The organism is Bacillus sp. es.036 (assembly GCF_002563635.1).
Lineage (GTDB): Bacteria > Bacillota > Bacilli > Bacillales > Guptibacillaceae > Guptibacillus.
In genome coordinates this window covers 2,277,698-2,298,150 of sequence record NZ_PDIZ01000001.1, presented here as the reverse complement: position 1 = coordinate 2,298,150, position 20,453 = coordinate 2,277,698, and the positions used below count along the sequence as shown (strand labels likewise).

At 40.3% G+C, this 20,453-nt stretch carries 21 protein-coding genes, 2 riboswitches and 3 other annotated features; of the genes, 15 read left to right on the top strand and 6 right to left on the bottom strand.

Annotated features, from left to right (window positions below; translation table 11 throughout):
* The 7 genes from dnaI (at nt 1) to ATG70_RS11755 (ending at nt 5,986) form a co-directional block, all read left to right on the top strand.
* Nucleotides 1–933, top strand: a complete 933-nt coding sequence (dnaI, locus tag ATG70_RS11785; RefSeq protein ID WP_098444490.1) for a primosomal protein DnaI — start codon at nt 1–3, stop codon at nt 931–933.
* Between the two features lie 96 nt (nt 934–1,029).
* On the top strand, nt 1,030–1,866 hold the full coding sequence (locus ATG70_RS11780; protein WP_179886255.1) for a putative sporulation protein YtxC: 837 nt from the start codon (nt 1,030–1,032) through the stop codon (nt 1,864–1,866).
* A 56-nt stretch (nt 1,867–1,922) separates the two neighbouring features.
* Nucleotides 1,923–2,138, top strand: a binding site (T-box leader).
* Nucleotides 2,139–2,179: 41 nt separating this feature from the next.
* On the top strand, nt 2,180–4,117 hold the full coding sequence (thrS, locus tag ATG70_RS11775; protein ID WP_098444488.1) for a threonine--tRNA ligase: 1,938 nt from the start codon (nt 2,180–2,182) through the stop codon (nt 4,115–4,117).
* 177 nt (nt 4,118–4,294) lie between these two features.
* Nucleotides 4,295–4,416: a sequence feature (ribosomal protein L20 leader region), on the top strand.
* Between the two features lie 74 nt (nt 4,417–4,490).
* A complete protein-coding gene (gene infC / locus ATG70_RS11770; RefSeq protein WP_373560784.1) occupies nt 4,491–5,009 on the top strand; it encodes a translation initiation factor IF-3 in 519 nt (172 codons plus the stop codon).
* A gap of 22 nt (nt 5,010–5,031) precedes the next feature.
* Nucleotides 5,032–5,232 (top strand): 50S ribosomal protein L35, encoded by a 201-nt coding sequence (gene rpmI / locus ATG70_RS11765; protein WP_048312400.1) that lies wholly within the window; start codon nt 5,032–5,034, stop codon nt 5,230–5,232.
* Between the two features lie 45 nt (nt 5,233–5,277).
* Nucleotides 5,278–5,634: a 50S ribosomal protein L20 gene (gene rplT / locus ATG70_RS11760; RefSeq protein ID WP_098444486.1), complete on the top strand. Its 357-nt coding sequence runs from the start codon at nt 5,278–5,280 to the stop codon at nt 5,632–5,634.
* A gap of 73 nt (nt 5,635–5,707) precedes the next feature.
* Complete coding sequence (locus ATG70_RS11755) at nt 5,708–5,986, top strand: DUF1294 domain-containing protein (RefSeq protein ID WP_373560764.1); 279 nt, start codon at nt 5,708–5,710, stop codon at nt 5,984–5,986.
* Nucleotides 5,987–6,025: 39 nt separating this feature from the next.
* On the opposite strand, the gene ATG70_RS11750 is transcribed toward ATG70_RS11755, so the two are convergent.
* Entirely contained in the window at nt 6,026–7,066 is a 1,041-nt protein-coding gene (locus ATG70_RS11750; RefSeq protein WP_373560763.1) for a cytochrome d ubiquinol oxidase subunit II, read from the bottom strand.
* Between the two features lie 33 nt (nt 7,067–7,099).
* Complete coding sequence (locus ATG70_RS11745; protein ID WP_098444484.1) at nt 7,100–8,422, bottom strand: cytochrome ubiquinol oxidase subunit I; 1,323 nt, start codon at nt 8,420–8,422, stop codon at nt 7,100–7,102.
* A gap of 140 nt (nt 8,423–8,562) precedes the next feature.
* Between ATG70_RS11745 and ATG70_RS11740 the strand changes: the two genes are divergently transcribed.
* Complete coding sequence (locus ATG70_RS11740; protein ID WP_098444483.1) at nt 8,563–9,135, top strand: TVP38/TMEM64 family protein; 573 nt, start codon at nt 8,563–8,565, stop codon at nt 9,133–9,135.
* Between the two features lie 61 nt (nt 9,136–9,196).
* On the opposite strand, the gene ATG70_RS11735 is transcribed toward ATG70_RS11740, so the two are convergent.
* On the bottom strand, nt 9,197–9,592 hold the full coding sequence (locus ATG70_RS11735) for a sigma-w pathway protein ysdB (RefSeq protein ID WP_098444482.1): 396 nt from the start codon (nt 9,590–9,592) through the stop codon (nt 9,197–9,199).
* 96 nt (nt 9,593–9,688) lie between these two features.
* On the opposite strand from ATG70_RS11735, the gene ATG70_RS11730 reads away from it, so the two are divergent.
* Together ATG70_RS11730 and ATG70_RS11725 are read left to right on the top strand one after the other, a co-directional pair.
* Nucleotides 9,689–10,171 carry a dUTP diphosphatase gene (locus tag ATG70_RS11730; protein ID WP_098444481.1) on the top strand — a complete coding sequence of 161 codons (483 nt, stop codon included), beginning with the start codon at nt 9,689–9,691 and terminating at the stop codon, nt 10,169–10,171.
* Between the two features lie 80 nt (nt 10,172–10,251).
* On the top strand, nt 10,252–11,337 hold the full coding sequence (locus ATG70_RS11725) for a M42 family metallopeptidase (protein ID WP_098444480.1): 1,086 nt from the start codon (nt 10,252–10,254) through the stop codon (nt 11,335–11,337).
* Nucleotides 11,338–11,376: 39 nt separating this feature from the next.
* On the opposite strand, the gene sspI is transcribed toward ATG70_RS11725, so the two are convergent.
* Nucleotides 11,377–11,583, bottom strand: a complete 207-nt coding sequence (gene sspI, locus ATG70_RS11720; protein ID WP_098444479.1) for a small acid-soluble spore protein SspI — start codon at nt 11,581–11,583, stop codon at nt 11,377–11,379.
* Nucleotides 11,584–11,721: 138 nt separating this feature from the next.
* Here sspI and ATG70_RS11715 point away from each other — a divergent pair, with 138 nt between their 5' ends.
* From ATG70_RS11715 to pheT, 3 genes are all read left to right on the top strand, one after another.
* Nucleotides 11,722–12,474, top strand: a complete 753-nt coding sequence (locus ATG70_RS11715; protein ID WP_098444478.1) for a TrmH family RNA methyltransferase — start codon at nt 11,722–11,724, stop codon at nt 12,472–12,474.
* 54 nt (nt 12,475–12,528) lie between these two features.
* Nucleotides 12,529–12,754, top strand: a binding site (T-box leader).
* A gap of 65 nt (nt 12,755–12,819) precedes the next feature.
* Nucleotides 12,820–13,854 (top strand): phenylalanine--tRNA ligase subunit alpha, encoded by a 1,035-nt coding sequence (gene pheS, locus ATG70_RS11710; protein WP_098444477.1) that lies wholly within the window; start codon nt 12,820–12,822, stop codon nt 13,852–13,854.
* A gap of 28 nt (nt 13,855–13,882) precedes the next feature.
* Nucleotides 13,883–16,291: a phenylalanine--tRNA ligase subunit beta gene (gene pheT, locus ATG70_RS11705; protein WP_098444476.1), complete on the top strand. Its 2,409-nt coding sequence runs from the start codon at nt 13,883–13,885 to the stop codon at nt 16,289–16,291.
* Between the two features lie 43 nt (nt 16,292–16,334).
* Here the strand turns inward: pheT and ATG70_RS11700 are convergent, their stop codons facing one another.
* Nucleotides 16,335–17,525, bottom strand: coding sequence for a NupC/NupG family nucleoside CNT transporter (locus ATG70_RS11700; RefSeq protein ID WP_098445797.1), 1,191 nt, complete (start codon nt 17,523–17,525; stop codon nt 16,335–16,337).
* 138 nt (nt 17,526–17,663) lie between these two features.
* Nucleotides 17,664–17,766: riboswitch (purine riboswitch) on the bottom strand.
* A gap of 139 nt (nt 17,767–17,905) precedes the next feature.
* Nucleotides 17,906–18,005, top strand: a riboswitch (purine riboswitch).
* A gap of 61 nt (nt 18,006–18,066) precedes the next feature.
* On the opposite strand from ATG70_RS11700, the gene ATG70_RS11695 reads away from it, so the two are divergent.
* A complete protein-coding gene (locus ATG70_RS11695) occupies nt 18,067–19,041 on the top strand; it encodes a nucleoside hydrolase (RefSeq protein WP_098444475.1) in 975 nt (324 codons plus the stop codon).
* A 47-nt stretch (nt 19,042–19,088) separates the two neighbouring features.
* Here the strand turns inward: ATG70_RS11695 and rnhC are convergent, their stop codons facing one another.
* A complete protein-coding gene (gene rnhC / locus ATG70_RS11690) occupies nt 19,089–20,039 on the bottom strand; it encodes a ribonuclease HIII (RefSeq protein ID WP_098444474.1) in 951 nt (316 codons plus the stop codon).
* Nucleotides 20,040–20,190: 151 nt separating this feature from the next.
* Between rnhC and zapA the strand changes: the two genes are divergently transcribed.
* A complete protein-coding gene (gene zapA / locus ATG70_RS11685) occupies nt 20,191–20,451 on the top strand; it encodes a cell division protein ZapA (RefSeq protein ID WP_098444473.1) in 261 nt (86 codons plus the stop codon).
* The last annotated feature ends 2 nt before the right edge of the window (nt 20,452–20,453 follow it).

Sequence of the window (20,453 nt, the reverse complement as noted above, 5' to 3'; positions counted from 1 at the left end):
ATGGAGTCCATCCAAGAATCGTTTAATAAAATGCCGGGTAACAAGAAGTTCCAACAGCAATATCAAGAAATGAAAAAAGCGATCATGGCAGATGAAGATATTCAAGCATTTATTGAGGAACAAGATGAAGTCGATGAAAAAATGATTGATCGAAGTCTTGCAAGATTGTATGAATTTACGACTCAGTCTAAACGGTGTGAGGGGTGCTCGGGGCTCTCCAACTGTATTAATATGATGCAAGGGTACGAGCCGGAGTTATTTCTTAACCGTTCAGTCATCGATATTCGTTATAACCGCTGTCCAACAAGGATTGAAGAAGATAAGAATAAGAAGCGTAATGAAATGATTCAGAGCTACTATATTCCAAAAGAAATTCTTGAAGCGACATTTGCAGATTTGGATGATGAAGATCCTGTGCGAATTGAAGCGATTGGCACAGCTATTCAATACGTCGAGGACTTTGTTCCGGGTGAAACGAAGAAAGGGCTCTATATTCATGGTGGTTTTGGTGTTGGCAAAACATTTATTCTAGGGGCAATTGCAAATCAGTTAGCGAAGGAAAAAGGCGTTCGTTCGCAGTTTATTTATACGCCTGATTTCTTTCGACAAATGAAGAGTGCCATACAAGATCAATCGATTGATGAAAAGCTAAATTACTTAAAAGAGACTCCTTTATTAATCCTTGATGATATTGGGGCTGAAAATATTTCGAGTTGGGTACGGGATGACATACTTGGTGCTCTGCTCCAATATCGCATGACAGAAGGATTACCAACCCTTTATTCTTCTAATTTGGATTATTCCTTGTTAGAGGAGCATCTCGCTTATTCTCATAAAAGTGGAATTGAAGAAACAAAAGCGAAGCGAATCATGGAAAGAATAAAGCATTTTACCACCCCAGTCTTTTTACAGGGGAAAAATAGACGAGTCTAAAGTCTTCCTTAGGGAAGGCTTTTTTATTGTTCTATACATCATTTCCAATCTGGAGCCATATAGATTTTAGTAAGAAGGTGGACAGGGGGGAATATATTGGTTTCAATAACATTTGATCAAAAAGAAGATTTTCAATTTGTTTATGAACATTTGATAAAGGATAGGAACGTTCAACAAAAAGTCTCCGTTAATGAAGCGGAATTAACGCTCTCTGTACAAGTGGAACCATATAATGCAAAGTTGTGTTATCACATCTCCAAATGCATCGTCCGCTGTGTTAGCACTATCTATGAGAAGCAATGGATGAAACAAATATTAACAACAAAATACTACTATCAAGATAGAGATGAAATTGACGAAATTACAGCAATTGCAAAAAGTATTGGAGAGGGAGACAAAGAAGAACTCCCTCGCTCTGATCGCTACACAAACCGGGTTGATTTATTGCATCGATCAACGTTTTCTTGTATTGAACAGGGTGGATCGATCTTGTTTGACTCTTATTTGCGGTTTCGAACCGGTCCTTATCGAGCTCTGTTAACTGAGCTAATTGGCGAAGCGATTGACGAGTATAAACTTGAGCAAGAATATCAGAACTTTATTGAAGCATTAAGGCTTCTTCTTAAATCAAGAGAGGCTCTCCAAGAAAAAGTTGTGCTTGTTTTTGATGGTAGCTACCGATTATATGATCTAAGTGGTCATAAGCTTAATGGGATTCATGAACCACTTGATAACATTCCGAATGGACTTTCTTTGGAAGAAATGGATTCTGAAATACTTTTGCCGCTTCTGATTTTTGCTCCTAAAGAAATTTATTTATATACAGAAGACACGGAAGAAGGGTTAGCTCAAACCATTCGTAATGTTTTTGAAGAACGACTATGTTTTTTTCCGTTGTCACGGGTTAAAAACTTTTTTTCTGGCAATCATTAAAATAAGCTTGATTTTCATAAGTACACTACTTATAATACCTACATACACGCATATACGTTATTGTTACGATAAGGACATGAGATGTTCTGTCTGCTTTAAGAGAGGGAAGGATTGGTGTGAACTTCCTAGCGAGACAAGCATTCTTACCACCTTTGAACTCTGCCCTGGAAATAGGGTAGCGTTTCTGCTACGTTACAGCAATCTGAGCCGTATAGGATTTTCTCTATACGGGGAGCAGGGTGGAACCACGAGATAAAACACTCGTCCCTTTTTGGGATGAGTGTTTTTTATATGCAAAAAGGAGTGAAGAAGCATGGCTGAAATGGTAAAGATTACGTTCCCAGATGGTTCTGTGAAAGAATTTAATAAAGGAACAACAACTGAAGAGATTGCAAGCTCAATTAGTCCGGGCTTAAAGAAAAAAGCTCTTGCAGGAAAGGTGAATGGCGTTCTTTTCGATTTGCGTCGGGAAATTGAAGAAGATGCATCGATTGAAATCGTAACACCAGAAAGTGAAGACGGACTTGAAGTTCTTCGCCATAGTACGGCTCATTTAATGGCTCAGGCGATTAAACGTCTCTATAGTGATGTGAAACTTGGCGTTGGCCCAGTCATTGATAGTGGATTCTACTACGATATTGATTGCCCTGTATCAATTACACCTGAAGATCTTCCGAAGATCGAAAAAGAAATGAAGAAAATTATTAATGAAAATCTTGAAGTGAAGCGCATTGTTGTCAGTCGTGCTGAAGCAGAGAAAATGTTTAAGGAAATTGGCGATGATCTTAAGTTAGAATTGCTTGAAGCGATACCTGACGATGAACAAGTGACAATTTATGAACAAGGCGAATTCTTCGATCTTTGCCGTGGACCACATGTTCCTTCAACTAGTAAGATCAAAGCCTTTAAACTACTATCGATTGCAGGTGCTTACTGGCGTGGAGATAGCGAAAATCAAATGCTACAACGCATTTATGGTACAGCATTTCCGAAGCAATCCCAGGTAGAAGAGTACCTTCACCTTTTAGAAGAAGCGAAAGAGCGAGATCACCGTAAACTTGGTAAAGAGCTAAAGCTATTTACGATTTCTCAAGAAGTTGGACAAGGGCTTCCAATCTGGTTGCCAAGAGGAGCGACGATTCGCCGTACGATTGAACGATACATTGTTGACCTCGAGGAACGTCTTGGTTACAACCATGTTTATACGCCTCACCTCGCGAACGTAGAGCTTTATAAAACAAGTGGTCATTGGGATCACTATCAAGACGATATGTATCCGCCAATGAAAATGGATGAAACAGAAGAATTGGTTCTTCGTCCGATGAACTGTCCGCACCATATGATGATTTACAAAAATGATCTGAAAAGCTACCGCAGTCTTCCGTACCGTGTGGCTGAGCTAGGAACAATGCACCGCTATGAAATGTCTGGTGCGCTAGCAGGACTTCAGCGCGTACGTTCAATGACCCTAAATGATGCTCACATTTTCTGTCGTCCGGATCAGATTAAGCAAGAATTTATTGAAGTTGTCGAGCTGATTCAGGAAGTTTATAAAGACTTCAATATTAGTGACTACTCATTCCGTCTTTCTTATCGTGACCCAGCAGATAAGAAAAAGTATATCGACAATGACGAAATGTGGGAAAAAGCACAAAAAATGCTAAAAGAAGCCATGGATGACCTTAACGTCGAATATGTAGAAGCAGAAGGCGAAGCGGCATTTTATGGTCCGAAATTGGATGTTCAGGTGAAAACAGCTCTAGGTAAAGAGGAAACTCTTTCGACTGTTCAACTTGACTTCCTACTTCCAGAGCGATTTGATCTTTCTTACATCGGTGAAGATGGTAACCATCATCGTCCAGTCGTCATTCACCGAGGTGTCGTTTCTACAATGGAACGCTTTGTGGCATTCTTGATTGAAGAATATAAAGGGGCGTTTCCAACATGGCTTGCTCCAATTCAGGCAGAAATTATTCCTGTTTCGGAAGTACACCTGGAATATGCGAAGAGTGTTCAGAAAAAACTTCAACGCGCTGGAATTCGAGTTGAAGTAGACGAGCGCAACGAAAAGATTGGGTACAAAATTCGTGAAGCACAAATGCAGAAAATCCCTTATATGCTCGTAGTAGGGGATAAAGAGGTTGAAGGTGAAGCGGTTAATGTTCGTCGCTACAGCCAGCAGAATTCAGAGACTGTTTCTCTAAACGAATTTACTGCTAGAATTGAAGAAGAAATTAAAGACAAGAAGTAACGAAAAGTCGGCGTAGATGCCGGCTTTTTTATTTAAGATGAAACAAATTCACAAAAAACACTTGTCACAAAGGGAAAGATTCGTTATGATAATCAAGTGCACTTCGAACGAATCTTATCACCTTGACATAAATTTGGTCAGCATGGTATACTGTCTTAGGTAATTAAATATCGGAAACAAAGCAAGCAGAAGCGCCCGCTTCTCACCTGATTGACGCCGTAATTGGTAGTTTGCAGGTACACTGTTTTTATAATTGTGTAATGTGTGGGTGTCGTATGCGCCGACGCTTTTTTTATGCTTTGAACCGGATATAAACCATTTAATGACATCATGTGAGATGATCATCATCGAACAATAACCATGGAGGTGGCTGATTATTAGTAGAGATATGAACGTCAATGAGGGCATTCGTGCTCGGGAAGTACGTCTAGTTGGTGCAGACGGAAACCAAATTGGTGTGAAATCCAAAACTGAGGCATTAGATATGGCTCGTAATGCAAATCTTGATCTTGTGATGGTTGCTCCAAACGCGAAACCTCCTGTTTGTCGCATTATGGACTACGGAAAGTTCCGCTATGAGCAGCAGAAGAAAGAGAAAGAAGCGCGTAAGAATCAAAAGATCGTTACCGTTAAAGAAGTTCGCTTGAGCCCGAATATTGAAGAACACGACTTCAATACGAAGCTTCGTAATGCACGTAAGTTTCTTGAAAAAGGCGACAAAGTGAAAGCATCGATCCGTTTCCGCGGACGTATGATTACACACTCTGATATCGGTAAAAAGGTGCTTGAGCACCTAGCAGAAGATTGCAAAGATATTGCAACTGTTGAGTCCAAACCAAAAATGGAAGGACGCAGCATGTTCCTAATCTTGGCACCTATCGCAGAAAAGTAATTCTTGAAGGAGGAACTCACTCATGCCAAAAATGAAATCTCACCGTGGAGCTTCAAAACGGTTTAAGAAAACTGGATCAGGTAAACTTAAGCGCAGCCGTGCTTACACTAGCCATATGTTCGGTAACAAGTCTCAAAAGCAGAAGCGTAAGCTTCGTAAAGCTTCTCTTGTTTCCGCAGGTGACTTCAAGCGCATTAAGACTTTAATCTACAACAAGAAGTAATCGGTTTTCATATTATTTAGACACAGAAATTAGGAGGGGTTTAGTATGCCAAGAGTAAAAGGTGGCTACGTAACACGTCGCAGACGTAAAAGAACGTTAAAACTCGCAAAAGGATATTACGGATCGAAGTCTTTGCTTTTCAAAGTTGCTAATCAGCAAGTTATGAAATCAAACATGTACGCTTACCGTGACCGTCGTCAGAAAAAACGCGACTTCCGTAAGCTTTGGATCACTCGTATCAACGCGGCAGCTCGTTTGAACGGACTTTCTTACAGCCGTTTGATGTTTGGTCTTAAAACAGCTGGTATCGACATCAACCGTAAAATGCTTGCTGAGCTAGCAGTTAACGACGAAAAAGCGTTCGCTGAACTAGCATCAAAAGCAAAAGAAAACTTGAAATAAGTTCTCAAAAACCATTCTCACACGTTGAGGATGGTTTTTTTGTAGAAAGCTTTAAGTAAGGAGGAAATGAAAAGTGAACGGTCTTATTATATTTTTTATTTATTTGGTTCTTATTAATAGTGGAAGTTTTATTATAATGGGAGTAGACAAACGAAGAGCGAAAAAGAGTGCGCGAAGGATTTCAGAGAAGACGTTGTGGCTTTTTATTGTAATTGGAGGGAGTATCGGAGGGTATCTTGGTATGAAACGATTTAGACATAAAACGAAGCATTCTCAATTTATTTACGGTATTCCTGCAGTTATCATTGTACATATCCTTTTGATAAGCGGTTCTATTTACTTGAATAAGTAAAATGATAAAACGCAGCATATGCTGCGTTTTTTTTTGCGTTTAAGATTCATTTTGTTTAAGGTACCGTTTATCTTTTAAGAAGAGGCGCCAGAAATAAATAAATCCTGGTGTTAAGATAAAGAAAGCGACAATATACGTGACAATTAGTGCGCGAAAGGTAGCGGGATCTGTAAAGCCTGTTTCAATCGTAACATTTGGATAAACGATGTAAGGCAGATGCGCTGATCCATAAGCATAGCTCGCGAGTAAATACTGAATGACAATACTAATCATAGCAAGTCTTGGTATGCCGACTCCAGTTTTTCTTGGAATAAAGAGAGCGAGATACCCGATCGCAAAAGTGATCATTGAACCAATCAGCCATGGCACATAGTCCATAAGCCTTTCATAAAGCCATGGTGCTTCTGTTCGAATGGTGAGAACGAGCAAACCTGCCATCGCAAGTGAGATTGGCCCAACGAGTATGGCATCTCTTCTATACGTTTGATAAGCTTCTTGATCTGCTGATACGTTTGAATAATCAGAGAGTAAAAGTGATGACAGAAAAAGTGTGCTTGAGATAGCAAAAGCCATAAACGCGTAGACACTTGGACTTGTAAACAATTCACTCAATAACAAGCGTTCTACTCCGTTTGTCGTTTTGATAAACCCACCGTGCGTAATCGGTAACACACAAATCAGAAGGGCTGGAATTAGGAAACCAGTAATTCCCGAAATGAGTGTTAAGATCCGTTTGTAATTCTCCGATGCTGAATGGGAAAATACGAGAAAGGCACTGCGTAGCGCAAGTAATAAAATAATCAAACTGCCAGGAATAAGTAGCACTGTCCCTAAAGTAAATGTCGCTCCAGGAAAGAAACTAAAGAGCGCTACAACGATAGCTACAATGAAAACATTCGTTACTTCCCAGGAAGGAGAAAGGTAGCGGTTTGCTATGTTCGTTGCTTTCGTGTTATTTCGATTTAAATAAATCATCGACCAAAATCCAGCACCGAAATCGATTGTCGCCATAACCGCATAAATGAAAACAAGTCCCCAAATTAATGTGATGGCGTAGAATGCTTCTGACATGTTGTTCACCTCTTATTTTTAATAGACGTACGATTCATTGGATTATTGATCAAGTTCTTTACTAATTGGATTACGGTTGAAATAATAACGCAGCACGAGCACTGTTGAAATCATAAGAATGATATAAACAATGAGAAATAGAACAAATAGCAGTCCAATGTTTCCAGAAGTTGTCACCGCTTCTTCTGTTTTCATCACGTGATAAATAACCCATGGCTGTCTTCCGGTACAAGCGAAGATCCATCCGAATTCAATTGCAGTGATGGCAAGAGGACCAGCGGCAATAAACGCCCACATCAGCCAGCGTGGGAATTCTTTTCGTTTCAGAATTTTGTACCAGGTAAACCCCACGATGGATAGGAGCATCAATAAAGAGCCTATCCCAACCATTGCATTAAATAGAGTATGGACAAACAAGGGAGGCCACTCATCTTCTGGCCATTCCTCAAGTCCTAACACTTCTGTATCAAAAGCATCGTCAGCTAGAAAGCTGAGCGCCCAAGGAACTTCGATCGCCCACTTTACTTCTCGTTCCTCTTTATCTGTGTAGCCACCTATGGCAAGCGGGGCGTATGTTTGTGTTTCAAACAATCCCTCTGCAGCTGCCAGCTTTTCAGGCTGGTATTGATACAATTGCTGAGCGGATTCATGCCCATTTAACGCCGTTAAAATTGAAAAAATCCCTCCAATAACGAGTCCCATCATTAAAGCTTTGTGATGAAATTTATATTCACGCGTATTCCCTCGTTGACGAATCATTTTATATGCAGCAATAGAAGCAATGACAAAAGCACCTGTCATAAGAGCAGATACTGTGACATGTCCTGCTGTAACGATGAAGGAAGGATTAAAAAATGCTTCCCACGGATCCACATTAACAAATTTCCCATCTACTATTTCAAATCCAGCTGGTGTGCCTTCAAAAGCGTGGACATTCGTAATTAAAATCGCTGAAGCACTTGCGCCAAAGGCAACGAGTGTAACACTAACAATCCGCATAATCGGAGAAAGTCGATCTGCGGCATAAACATAAATCGACATAAAGAGTGCTTCGAGGAAAAAGGCATAAATTTCAATTTGGAATGGTAGGGCAATGACTCGTCCTACAACCTCCATAAATCCTGGCCATAACAGAGAAAGCTGCACGCCTGCAATCGTTCCTGTTGGAATAGCGACTCCGAGTAATACGGCAAACCCTTTTGTCCACCTGTTCGCCATGAGTGCATAATCTTTATCTTTTGTTTTTTGATACATGAGTTCAGCTACAAGCACCATTAAGGGTAGCCCTACTCCGAGAGTAGCGTAAATAATATGTACGCCCATTGTCATGCCAAACAATGAACGAGCAATAACGAGTTCATCCATCTAATATCCCCTCCAATTACCGTTCTCATCAAATCTCCCCTTATTGTCCACGTATTGCCAGAAAATATTCTCTTTGAGCTTCACTTTTTGACATAACAGCTCGTCTCTTGTCATAAAGGTAAAAGGAAGGGGGGAACATCATGAATGAGCTCGTCCTGCCGCTTGTTGAGGTTGTGTCGAACAGCGGAATTTACGCCCCGTTCTATTTCATTATTTTTCATTTTATTCGTCAGTTTGTTTTTGTACCAGTTAGTGTGGTCTGTGTGGCAGGCGGTGTATTGTTTGGAGCTATATATGGAACTATCTATTCGGTGATTGGAATTACCGTTGTAAGTTCGGTTTTTTATCTGGTCGTGAAACAAACACCGGGTTTGTTCAAGAAAATCATTCGAATGAAGGAAAGATGGACGCGAAAGCATATGCCTATGTCAGTTGGGCAGATTGCAATTCTAAGATTGGTACCCTTTGTTCATTTTCATTTTATTTCGCTTTGCTTAATTGAGGTGTCAAAAGATTTTCCAGATTATCTTCGCTCGTCTCTTATATCAAACTTGCCTCTTGCACTGTTTTATTCCTTCTTTGGAACAGCGATTAGTGGTTTTGACCCGGTACTTATTCTATTAATGCTGTTAGGCCTTGTTATTCTTTTCTTTTTACTTAAAAGAAAGGAATGGGTTATGAAATGGGAGGATTTTTTTCAACCTGCAAGGTAAATCGATTTCAAAATAGGATGATAGATAAAAGCCCCCACCAACTAGGAGGGGGCTTTTGACATTATGAATCTTCACGGTGACGCAGAAATTCTTTCACAGGGCTTTTCCATTCAATTTTAGCGCTTGGATACCTGATGTCCATTTCCTTCTCTAGAAAATAGAAATCTTCTTTCTCAAGTAAATAAAGTTCTGAAGCGTTTTTTACGCCTATAGAAAGCGTAATAATATCAAAGGACTTTTCGGTTGTTCCAAGGTATTTTTCACCTTCAAAGAGAGCTCCTTTGTAAGTGACAAGAAAATTCTTTCGAACATTGGACGAGTCATCGAAAAAATAGTATTCTTTATGATCGTGAGCTTTTTCGAGCTTGCGTTTTGGATCCATAAAAAAGCGAATGACAGAATAAGCAATCAAAACCATGGCTACGAGAATGACAAGACGAAATAGGATAAGTATCATTAGTCAGCACCTCATTTTCACTATGCTTCTATTCTCTATACGTATATGATAAAGAAAGGTTTCATAAAATGAAAAGATTTTGAAGGGACGATTTCAATGAATTTTGAGTTATTATTTACATTACAAAAACAATTAGATGATCGAATTGTACAAGAACACGGGCTAGATGATGTTGATTTGTTTGAAAATAAGCTTCTTGCTCTTAAAGTTGAATTAGGAGAACTTGCGAATGAAACGCGCTGCTTTAAATATTGGAGTAAAAAAGCACCTTCACCGAAAGAAACGATTTTAGAGGAGTATGTTGATGGGATTCATTTTATTTTATCATTAGGACTAGAGTTAGGCATCACTGCGTTTGAAGGCCTGCCAGAAAAAACGGCGTCATCAGAAGTTCAGGCCTTTCATGATGTCTATCGCGCGATTGATCGACTTGCAAGTAAGAAAGAAGAACCTTATTACAATTTAATGGAGAGTTACCTAACTTTGGGACAAACGATTGGACTTGAGTATAAAGAAATTGGTGAGGCGTATTTGAAAAAAAATAAAGTGAATCATAATCGCCAGGACCAGGGATATTAAGTTCAAGACTGCTCTGAATTGTTAAATATTTCGGAAACCGTTATAATGAACAGTGAATACATATTAAGGGGGCAATACATATGGCAAAGCTAGACGAAACGTTACAGATGCTTAAAGAACTTACGGATGCGAATGGTGTACCTGGTAACGAGCGTGAACCTCGCGACGTAATGAAGAAGCATATTGAATCTCTTTCTGATGAAATCATGTATGACAACCTCGGCAGTTTAATTGCTGTTAAAAAAGGTAATGCAGAAGGTCCTAAAATCATGGTTGCAGGACATCTCGATGAAATTGGCTTTATGGTTACCCGCATCGACGATAAAGGATTCCTTTATTTCCAAACTGTTGGCGGATGGTGGGAACAGGTGATGCTTGCTCAACGTGTGAATGTGATGACTCGTAATGGCAATATTATGGGCGTGATCGGTTCGAAACCACCACATATTCTGCCGGCTGAGCAGCGTAAGAAATCAGTTGATAAGAAAGATATGTTTATTGATATCGGTGCATCAAGCAGAGAAGAAGCAATGGAATGGGGCGTAAAGCCAGGAGATTCCGTTGTTCCGATTTGTGAATTCACTGTCATGAATAATGAAAAAATGCTTATGGCAAAAGCATGGGACAATCGTATTGGCTGTGCAATTGCGATTGAAGTACTTCGTAAACTAAAAGGTGAAGCACATCCAAATACGGTATATGGTGTTGGTACAGTCCAAGAGGAAGTCGGTCTTCGTGGAGCAACAACCGCAACAAACATGATTAAGCCAGATATCGGTTTTGCTGTTGACGTTGGTATTGCTGGTGATACTCCTGGCGTGAGCGATAAAGACGCTCAATCGAAAATGGGGAAAGGTCCTCAAATTATTATGTACGATGCTTCAATGGTTGGTCATAAGGGACTTCGTGATTTTGTTACAGATACTGCTGATGAGAATAACATCCCTTATCAGTTTGACTCCATTGCAGGTGGAGGTACGGATTCAGGGAAAATTCACTTAACAGCAAACGGTGTACCCGCTCTTTCGATCACGATTGCAACACGCTACATTCATACACACGCAGCGATTCTCCACCGTGATGATTTTGAAAATGCGGTTAATTTAATTGTTGAAGTGATTAAAAAACTTGACGCTGATAAAGTAAAAGAAATTATTTTCAATTAAACACAAAATCCGGTGGCCTTGGCCACCGGATTTTGCTCGTTAATTTACACCCTGAGCCATGTAAGAGAGCATCTGCTCTCGTTCATTTTCAGGTGCTTCTTTCCATAGGATTTCAAAAAGAACACCTAGTCCAGGGAGCATTTTCTCTTCGCCACTTTGGATGGCATCGAGGATCGTCGCTTCAATCTGTTCCTCGTTGTTGCCATTAATATTGGCGAGAATTGCTTTTCGTAAGTTAAGGTCCATGCTTTCCACCTCACCTTTCTCATTCGCTTGTTGGATCAAGCATCATTAGTATGAGCGAATGCAATAAATTTCATGAGTACTATTGGAATCTTCCCATTTAACCCTTTATAATAGAAACATTGAAAACTGAAGGAGAGCATAATGATTATTGAATCCGCAAAAAATCAAAAAGTGAAAGATTGGAAAAAGCTCCAAACGCGTAAGGGGAGAGAGAAAGCTCAAAGCTATCTCATTGAAGGACCGCATATCGTTGAAGAGGCGGCGAAGTTTGAAGCGCCAATTATTGAAGTGATTGTAACGGAAGGCAATGATGTATCTATCTATCCGTTTAAAGAACGTCCTGTTGTGTATACTGTAACTGAGAAAGTGATGCAAGAATTAACGGATACCGAAACGCCGCAGGGAATCATGGCTGTATGTGAAATGGTGGAACCTCATTTCCCAAGTGCAGGGAGATTCTTACTCCTTGATGCTATACAGGATCCAGGTAATTTAGGAACAATGATCCGTACAGCGGATAGTGCTGGCTACGACGGCATTCTACTTGGGCATGGAACAGTAGATGCTTATAATAGTAAAGTGCTCCGTTCTACTCAGGGGTCTATCTATCACCTCCCTGTAAAAAAAGCAGATCTTGTAGAAGAAGTGCAAAAGTTCAAAGAGCTTAACATGCCGATCTATGCCACAGAAGTGAGTGGGGGAACTCCTTATGATGATTTAAAAGGACGTTCTCAGTTTGCAGTTATTCTAGGGAATGAAGCAAATGGCGTATCGGAAGAGCTTCAAAATCTTGCTGATGAGAACGTGTATATCCCGATTTATGGAAAAGCGGAGTCGCTTAATGTTGCTGTTGCTGCTGGAATTCTGATGTATGGGCTACTTCCTTCATAATTGCACTTGCAGATATAGCATTTTTTTTCTATAATTAAAAGCAACTTATATATGATAAAAACAATGATAGAGAGTAGTAAGCTGCCACTGCCTATTTAGGGAGGAAATGCCGTGACTGGAAGCATTTCTATAGGGACGTTGCCGAATTCACTCTGGAGTTGCCGCTTTGTTCGTTCGAAAGCGGATCGGTTTACAAGCCGTTATTCTTTGCTTAAGGCTGATAGTTGAAACCTATCGGTGAATTAGGGTGGTACCGCGAAATCAAATCTTCGCCCCTTTCTGGGGAGCGAGGATTTTTTTATTGTCAAAAGAGAGTAACACGAATATGAAGTGGAGGTTGAAACGATGCAAGAACGTTTACAAGCGTTAAAAGAAGAAGCGCTGTCGGAAATACAGCAAGCTTCTTCCATGAAGGAAGTACAGGATATCAAAGTGAAGTTTCTTGGGAAAAAAGGACCGATTACCGAAATTTCCAAAGGTATGGGGAAATTGTCAAAAGAAGAGCGTCCTAAAATGGGGCAGCTCGTTAATGAAATACGAAATGCGATTTCGGATCAACTTGAGGAGAAAATTGCTCGTTTAGAAAAAGCAGCCGTAGAAGAAAGATTAAAGAAGGAAACGATCGATGTTTCTCTTCCAGGTCGTCCAGTGAAAAGAGGAAACCATCATCCATTAACAAGGGTAATTGAAGAAATTGAAGACTTGTTTCTTGGTATGGGCTTCTCAATTGCAGAGGGACCAGAAGTTGAAACAGACTATTACAATTTTGAAGCGCTAAATCTTCCAAAAGATCATCCTGCTCGTGATATGCAGGATTCCTTCTATATTACTGAAGAAACGTTACTACGTACGCATACATCACCAATGCAAGCAAGAACAATGGAGAAGTTAAATGGTGAAGGCCCAGTAAAGATCATCGTGCCGGGGAAAGTTTACCGACGTGATACGGATGACGCAACTCATTCTCACCAATTTATGCAGATTGAAGGGTTAATGGTTGGCGAAAATGTTCGAATGAGTGACCTAAAGGGTGTTCTTCAATCCTTTGCGAAGAAAATGTTCGGAGAAGAACGTGAAATTCGCCTTCGTCCTAGTTTCTTCCCATTTACAGAACCATCTGTAGAGATGGATATTTCCTGCTTTAATTGTGGTGGTAACGGCTGTTCTGTCTGTAAGGGAACTGGATGGATTGAAATTCTTGGTGGAGGCATGGTGCACCCTAACGTACTACGTATGTCGGGATTTGATCCGGAGAAAGTGACTGGTTTTGCATTTGGAATGGGTCCAGAGCGAATTGCAATGCTGAAATATGGCATTGATGATATCCGTCACTTCTATACAAATGACAGTAGATTTATTAAACAATTTAACTCACTATAGAACGATTTGAAGGTTAGGAGGAGAATAAATGCTTGTATCAATGAATTGGCTACAGCAGTATGTAGATTTAGATAGTTACTCAGCTGATGAACTGGCAGACCTGATCACTAAAGGTGGTATAGAGGTTGAGACAGTTGAACAGCTTAATAAAGGAATTAGCGGAGTGGTGATTGGTCACGTTCTTGAATGTCAGCAACATCCTGATGCTGATAAGCTGAATATTTGTAAGGTTGAGATTGGTGAGGAAGAACCAGTCCAAATTATTTGCGGCGCACCAAATATTGCGCAAGGTCAATATGTGGCTGTTGCAACGGTTGGCGCAGTCCTTCCGGGAAATTTTAAAATTAAAAAAGCAAAATTACGCGGTGAAGCCTCACATGGTATGATTTGTTCATTACAAGAACTTGGAATTGAAAGTAAACTTGTTTCGAAGGAATATGCTGATGGGATCTTTGTGTTTAGTGAAGATGTGACACCTGGGGAAGATGCCCTTGAATATTTAAACCTTCATGATGAAGTTCTTGAGCTGGGTCTTACACCGAACAGAGCGGATGCGATGAACATGATTGGTGTCGCTTATGAAGTGGGTGCGGTATTGAATCGTTCGATTGAACTTCCGTCACCAGAGCTTGTTCGCTCGGATGAAGACGTAGAAGGCTATGTGTCAGTTCGTGTAGAAAATGAAGGAGATAATCCTTATTACGGGGCTACCGTTATGAAAGACGTAACGATAAAACCTTCGCCACAGTGGCTTGTGAACCGTCTTGTTTCTGCTGGTATTCGTCCAATTAATAACGTTGTTGATATTACAAACTACGTTTTACTTGAATATGGCCAGCCGCTTCATGCGTTTGATTATGATCGCTTTGGATCAAAGGAAGTCGTTATCCGCCGAGCAACTGAAGGTGAAAAAATTGTCACTCTGGATGATGTGGAACGTTCGCTTTCAAGTGAACATCTTGTGATAACAAATGGTTCAAAACCTGTTGCCGTTGCTGGTGTAATGGGTGGGGCTGACTCTGAAGTGCAAGAGGATACGACAACGATCCTACTTGAAGCCGCTTATTTTAATAGTAAGCTTGTCAGAAAGTCATCGAAAGACCTCGGACTCAGAAGTGATTCAAGTGCTCGTTTCGAAAAAGGGATTGACCGAAATCGCGTTGTTGGCGCAAGCGAACGTGCTGCTCAGCTTATTCAAGAAATTGCTGGAGGTACAGTTCTAAAAGGCATTGCTGAGCAAGGTGCTCGTACAATTGAAGCTCTTGACGTTAGCATTGAAGTAAATCGAATTAATCAAGTTCTAGGAACGGAAATTACTGAAACAGAAGTTGCTGCAATCTTTGAGCGTTTGCAATTCTCTTATCAAAATTTTGGTGGCACGTTTACGGTTCAAGTACCACCACGTCGCCCGGATATTACAATTTCAGAGGACTTAATCGAAGAGGTAGGACGTCTTTACGGATATGATAATGTTCCTGCAACGTTACCCCTCACAGAAAGTACACCTGGTCAGTTGTCAGAATATCAGGGGAAACGCCGCCATGTTCGACGTACGCTTGAAGGTGCAGGTCTATACCAAACGGTAACGTATTCACTTACTTCACCATCAAAGCGCCATTTCTTCTCTGATGAGTCAGTAGAAGCTGTTCGTCTGGCGATGCCAATGAGTGAAGAAAGAAGTGAACTTAGAACGAGTTTAATCCCTCACTTATTAGAGGTTGCTCAATATAACCGAAACCGTCAGTTAGAGAATATTGCTTTCTATGAAACAGCTTCTGTATTCTTACCAGGTGATGAGCTACCGGTTGAACAAGAACATCTTGCTGGTGTCGTGTCAGGACTATGGCAAGAGCATCTGTGGCAAAAAGAAAAGAAAGCGGCAGATTTCTTTGTTGTAAAGGGAATTCTTGAAGAACTTGCTGTAGAATTTGGTGTGGAAGATCGTCTCACCTTCGCACGTGCAGAAGAGCCTAAGCTTCATCCGGGTCGCACAGCAGCTGTCTATCTCGATGAAGAGCTTATCGGATATATTGGCCAGCTACATCCTGAAGTAGAGAAAGAACTTGATTTAAGTGAAACATACGTCTTTGAAATCAATCTTGAGAAATTACTTAAAGCTGATGTTACTCATCTTAAATACAAGAAGCTTCCTCGTTTCCCATCGGTTACAAGAGATGTTGCGCTCGTTGTAAACGAGTCACTTGAAGCAGGTGAAGTGAAGCGCGTCATTAAAGAAGCGGGTGGATCCAAGCTTGTTGAGATTCAATTGTTTGATGTCTATCAGGGGGAACATCTTGATGAAGGGAAAAAATCACTAGCTTTCTCTCTCAGATATTACAATCCTGAACAAACGTTAACGGAAGAAGAAGTAAAGAAAGCGCATGACCGTGTTCTTAAAGCAGTAGAAGAACAGTTTGGAGCTGCACTTCGTCAATAGTAAGAAAAGCCTCCCTAACAGGGAGGCTTTTCTAATGCATGTTTTACATAAACATTCCAACAAATATAGCAGTAATAAAGGAGGCAAGAGTTCCGCCAATGATCGCTTTTAATCCAAGCTTTGATACTTGTGAACGCTTTGAAGGTTCAAGTGAGCCAAGCCCAATGATTAATTGACCAATGGATGAGAAGTTGGCAAAGTTACATAGCGCTACAGAAAGAATGGCGACTGTTTTATCAGAGAGCTGATCTTGAATTGCCGTTAAATTTTGAAAGGCAACAAATTCATTAATCGACATTTTTGTGCCGATAATGGAGGCAGCGCGAAAGGCTTCATCTGCTGGAATACCGACAAGTAGTGAGAATGGATAGAAAATATAACCTAATATGGTGCTAAGGTCTGTTCCTACTACACCTAACATGCCGTTAACTACAGCTAGGATACTTATAAAAGCGATCAGAAGGCCACCGATGTTAAGGGCAAGCATGACTCCACTTACCGTACCTTCCGCAATCGCTTCAAAAACGTTTGCGTGTTCAGATCTTTTCATTTTAACTTTATCGTTTGTTTGTGATACTTCAGTCTCAGGTTCCATCACTTTAGAGATAACAAGCGAGACGAAAGGAACACTAAAGACGGAGATTAATAAATATTTTAGCTCAATTCCCATAAGCGAATAGCCGACGAGAATGGCTCCACTTGCAGAAGCTGTACCACCTACCATTATGGCAAAGATCTCTGATCTCGTAAGCATCTTCAAATAAGGTTTTACAAGTAAAGGTGCTTCTGCTAGGCCTAGAAACGAATTTCCGACAGCATTGAACGTTTCAACTTTTGTTGTACCCATTAATTTCCCAATTGTTACACCAATAACTTGAACGATTAAAGGAATGATGCGCATATAATAAAGTGCTGATACTAGAGCTGAAATGAAGATAATCACGGCGAGGACATTGATCGCAAAAACAAACGTTAAATCTGTTTGTTCATATAATCCTCCAAATACAAATTGAATCCCTTCGTTACTATAATTGATAACGTTTTGTACAGCAGCGGAAGCCTTTTCTAGCATAACCTTCCCGGCATTAACTTTTAATACGAATAGAACGAAAAGACCTTCAATAAGAATACCGACCCCGATCGTTCTCCACTTTACTGATTTTTTCTTGTTACTCATTAACCATGCAATTGCAAGGACGCCGATAATAGAGAGTAGTCCTGTTAAAATACTCATGATGTCTGATTCCCCCTGAAAAAGAATTGTTGCTTCACAAATAAAAATTGGGTAAATAAAAAACCCGTCCTTTATAGAAAAGTCCGAGTTTACAGGAAGAAGTCCGGCACGAAAAAACAAAACATACTTGTCTAATCGACGATGCCATACTTTCCCTATAGTCCAGCAATTCTCGGTCGCCGGGTAGATACTCTTTGGACCCTATTTCCAAAATTATATAGAGATAAATGTGAAGTTGTATTCATCAATCTATCAGAAGATTTCATAGGTAGCAAGACCTATTAGTAAAGTAACAATGTTTTGAATATTCCCTTCCTATATGTAAGCGTTCGACAAAATAATACATGTTGCTTCCTTATTCGCGCTCTGTTAGAGTACAAAGTGATTAAATAATGGAAACTCATATATGTCGGGAATTGGCCTGCACGTTTCTACCCTGTTACCTGAAATAATAGGACTACGAGTGAATGAATTTTCATAAAAATGGCGTTTGGTAGAGACGGTAGTAAAGGACATGAGAGTTTGGTACAGGAGGATATAAATGGAGAAAACAAAGGTGTACTTTAACCATGACGGTGGCGTGGATGACTTAGCATCACTCTTTTTATTGCTGAACATGGATGAGGTTGAACTTGTAGGCGTTTCAGTTATTCCAGCTGATTGCTATTTAGAACCGGCTGTTTCAGCGAGTAGAAAAATCATTGACCGTTTCGGAAAGGGTATTGATTTAAATGTTTCAGCTTCAAACTCTAGAGGGATTAACCCATTTCCTAAGGAGTGGCGTATGCATGCTTTCTACGTTGATGCACTACCGATTCTTAATGAATCAAATCAAGTAAATACGCCAATGTCAGAAAGAACTGCTCATCTGCATCTGATTGATGTACTTGAGAGCAGTTCAGACCCGATAACGCTTCTTTTTACTGGTCCTTTAACTGATCTTGCTAGAGCGTTAGAAGTAGCACCAGCGATTGAACAAAAAATTGAAAAGTTAGTGTGGATGGGTGGCACATTTTTAGGAGCAGGAAATGTGGAAGAACCTGAGCACGATGGGACGGCAGAGTGGAATGCGTTCTGGGATCCAGAAGCTGTTGCGACTGTCTTTGATACGTTAATTACGATTGAAATGGTGGCGCTTGAAAGTACGAATCAGGTTCCATTAACAAATGATATTAGAAACATGTGGGCAGCACAGCGAAAAGAAATAGGGGTCGATTTTATCGGGCAATGTTATGCGATGTGTCCCCCGCTTGTTCATGTTGAAACCAATTCGACATACTACTTATGGGACGTGCTTACAACTGTTTCTGTCACACCTCAGTCTTTCATTCACTCGAGAAAAGTAAACTGTCGTGTTGAAAAGGACGGCGTAAGCCAGGGGAGAACGGTACTTGATAAAACAGGCCGTGAAGTTATCGTTGTCGACGATGTAGACCGTGATCTTTTCTTTCAATATTTCACTTCTGTCATGCTCCTAGCTGAGGATGGGTTAGAAGCACCACAACTCTATTTGTAATATGAAAGAGCTGGCTCACTTTGAGCCAGCTCTTTTTTGTGGATATTCTAATGCCGAGCTTGATCTGCGATTTTCTTCGCTTTTAAGCTATTGGCAAAATGCATCTTGGCTATTTTTTCAAGTACTTGATCGCCGTTCTTTTGAATTAATTTAGCAGCTGCAAGGTCTACCGCCGGTCCGGCTCCTTTCGGAAGTTTCACATTGTTTTCTTTCCCAAGCCGATCGATTTCCATCACAAAGGAGTATCTAGCAATGATTGAAGCAGCTGCAACAGCTAAATGGATTTCCTCTGCTTTTGTGGCGAAATAGACGTTTTCTTTTATGACCGTTGATTGACCTTTTAAGTAATTAAAATAAATCTCTGGTTTTGCAAACTGATCGATTAAAATCGCATCGTAGCCGTCTACTTTCCGTATTACATTCTGAATGGCCTGATTATGTAGAAGAGCCTTCATCTTACCCTGGTTCATTCCTTTTCTTTGCATGTTGTTGTACTTTTCGTTCGGAAGAATAAGAAGGCTATATGGGATCGTTTTTATTAGATTTCGTGCAATCTCTATAATTTCTGGATCTTTCATCCCCTTAGAATCTCTTACACCAAGTTCTCTTAAAAGCGGAATTTGGTTTTGATCAACATAAGCTGCAACGACGGTCATTGGACCAAAGAAATCTCCTGTACCAACTTCATCACTTCCGATTGCTGATAGTGTTGAGATAGTGGGCGGAGGGGCATATTGGTGGTCACCAACTGTTTTCTTTTTTGATCCAGTAGGCTTTTTGGGGTTCACTGTTCCGCTCGATTGCCATTGTTTGGCTTCTTGCTCTGCAGCTGCCCCTTGAAACATGACTTTTCCAGATTTATAGCCTGTAATAGTACAGGCTGACGTTTTCGCTACGAAGACGCTCCCTGGCGGTTGTTTATCGCTTAAGTGACTGTTGTATTTCTTTTTAATTTCATTCATAATGGTAGGTGATACAGTTAATACAACCTGTGACATAACAAAACTCCTTTGTGAACTATGCTTGCATCCTATTATATCAGAATCTGTTAACCAAGAAGAATGGTTGGGGAGCGCTGTATTTCAAAAACACTTATTTTCGTGCTATGATACAAGTTAGGATTCTTTCTCGTGATAGGAGGCTTATGGGGTGACAGACAGTCGTGGTAAAGTTCGTACAACTGTGGAAATCTATGGTGAACAATATACAATCGTCGGTGATAAAAGTCATCAACATATCCTTGAAGTCTCGAAATTAGTCGATGAGAAGATGAATGAGATTAAAGGAATAAATACTTATTTAGATACAAAGCGACTTGCTGTATTAACAGCGGTGAATATTGTGAATGATTACGTCATGATTAAGAAAGAGCTTGAAGATTTAAAGAAAAAACTGAGAGAAGAGGAATAACG

Excerpts from the sequence above, each read along its gene's own strand:
- dnaI (WP_098444490.1), top strand. The coding sequence starts at position 1 with ATGGAGTCCATCCAAGAATCGTTTAATAAAATGCCGGGTAACAAGAAG.
- thrS (WP_098444488.1), top strand. The coding sequence starts at position 2,180 with ATGGCTGAAATGGTAAAGATTACGTTCCCAGATGGTTCTGTGAAAGAA.
- rpmI (WP_048312400.1), top strand. The coding sequence starts at position 5,032 with ATGCCAAAAATGAAATCTCACCGTGGAGCTTCAAAACGGTTTAAGAAA.
- rplT (WP_098444486.1), top strand. The coding sequence starts at position 5,278 with ATGCCAAGAGTAAAAGGTGGCTACGTAACACGTCGCAGACGTAAAAGA.
- ATG70_RS11745 (WP_098444484.1), bottom strand. The coding sequence starts at position 8,422 with ATGGATGAACTCGTTATTGCTCGTTCATTGTTTGGCATGACAATGGGC.
- ATG70_RS11740 (WP_098444483.1), top strand. The coding sequence starts at position 8,563 with ATGAATGAGCTCGTCCTGCCGCTTGTTGAGGTTGTGTCGAACAGCGGA.
- ATG70_RS11735 (WP_098444482.1), bottom strand. The coding sequence starts at position 9,592 with ATGATACTTATCCTATTTCGTCTTGTCATTCTCGTAGCCATGGTTTTG.
- ATG70_RS11730 (WP_098444481.1), top strand. The coding sequence starts at position 9,689 with ATGAATTTTGAGTTATTATTTACATTACAAAAACAATTAGATGATCGA.
- ATG70_RS11725 (WP_098444480.1), top strand. The coding sequence starts at position 10,252 with ATGGCAAAGCTAGACGAAACGTTACAGATGCTTAAAGAACTTACGGAT.
- sspI (WP_098444479.1), bottom strand. The coding sequence starts at position 11,583 with ATGGACCTTAACTTACGAAAAGCAATTCTCGCCAATATTAATGGCAAC.
- pheS (WP_098444477.1), top strand. The coding sequence starts at position 12,820 with ATGCAAGAACGTTTACAAGCGTTAAAAGAAGAAGCGCTGTCGGAAATA.
- pheT (WP_098444476.1), top strand. The coding sequence starts at position 13,883 with ATGCTTGTATCAATGAATTGGCTACAGCAGTATGTAGATTTAGATAGT.
- ATG70_RS11700 (WP_098445797.1), bottom strand. The coding sequence starts at position 17,525 with ATGAGTATTTTAACAGGACTACTCTCTATTATCGGCGTCCTTGCAATT.
- ATG70_RS11695 (WP_098444475.1), top strand. The coding sequence starts at position 18,067 with ATGGAGAAAACAAAGGTGTACTTTAACCATGACGGTGGCGTGGATGAC.
- rnhC (WP_098444474.1), bottom strand. The coding sequence starts at position 20,039 with ATGTCACAGGTTGTATTAACTGTATCACCTACCATTATGAATGAAATT.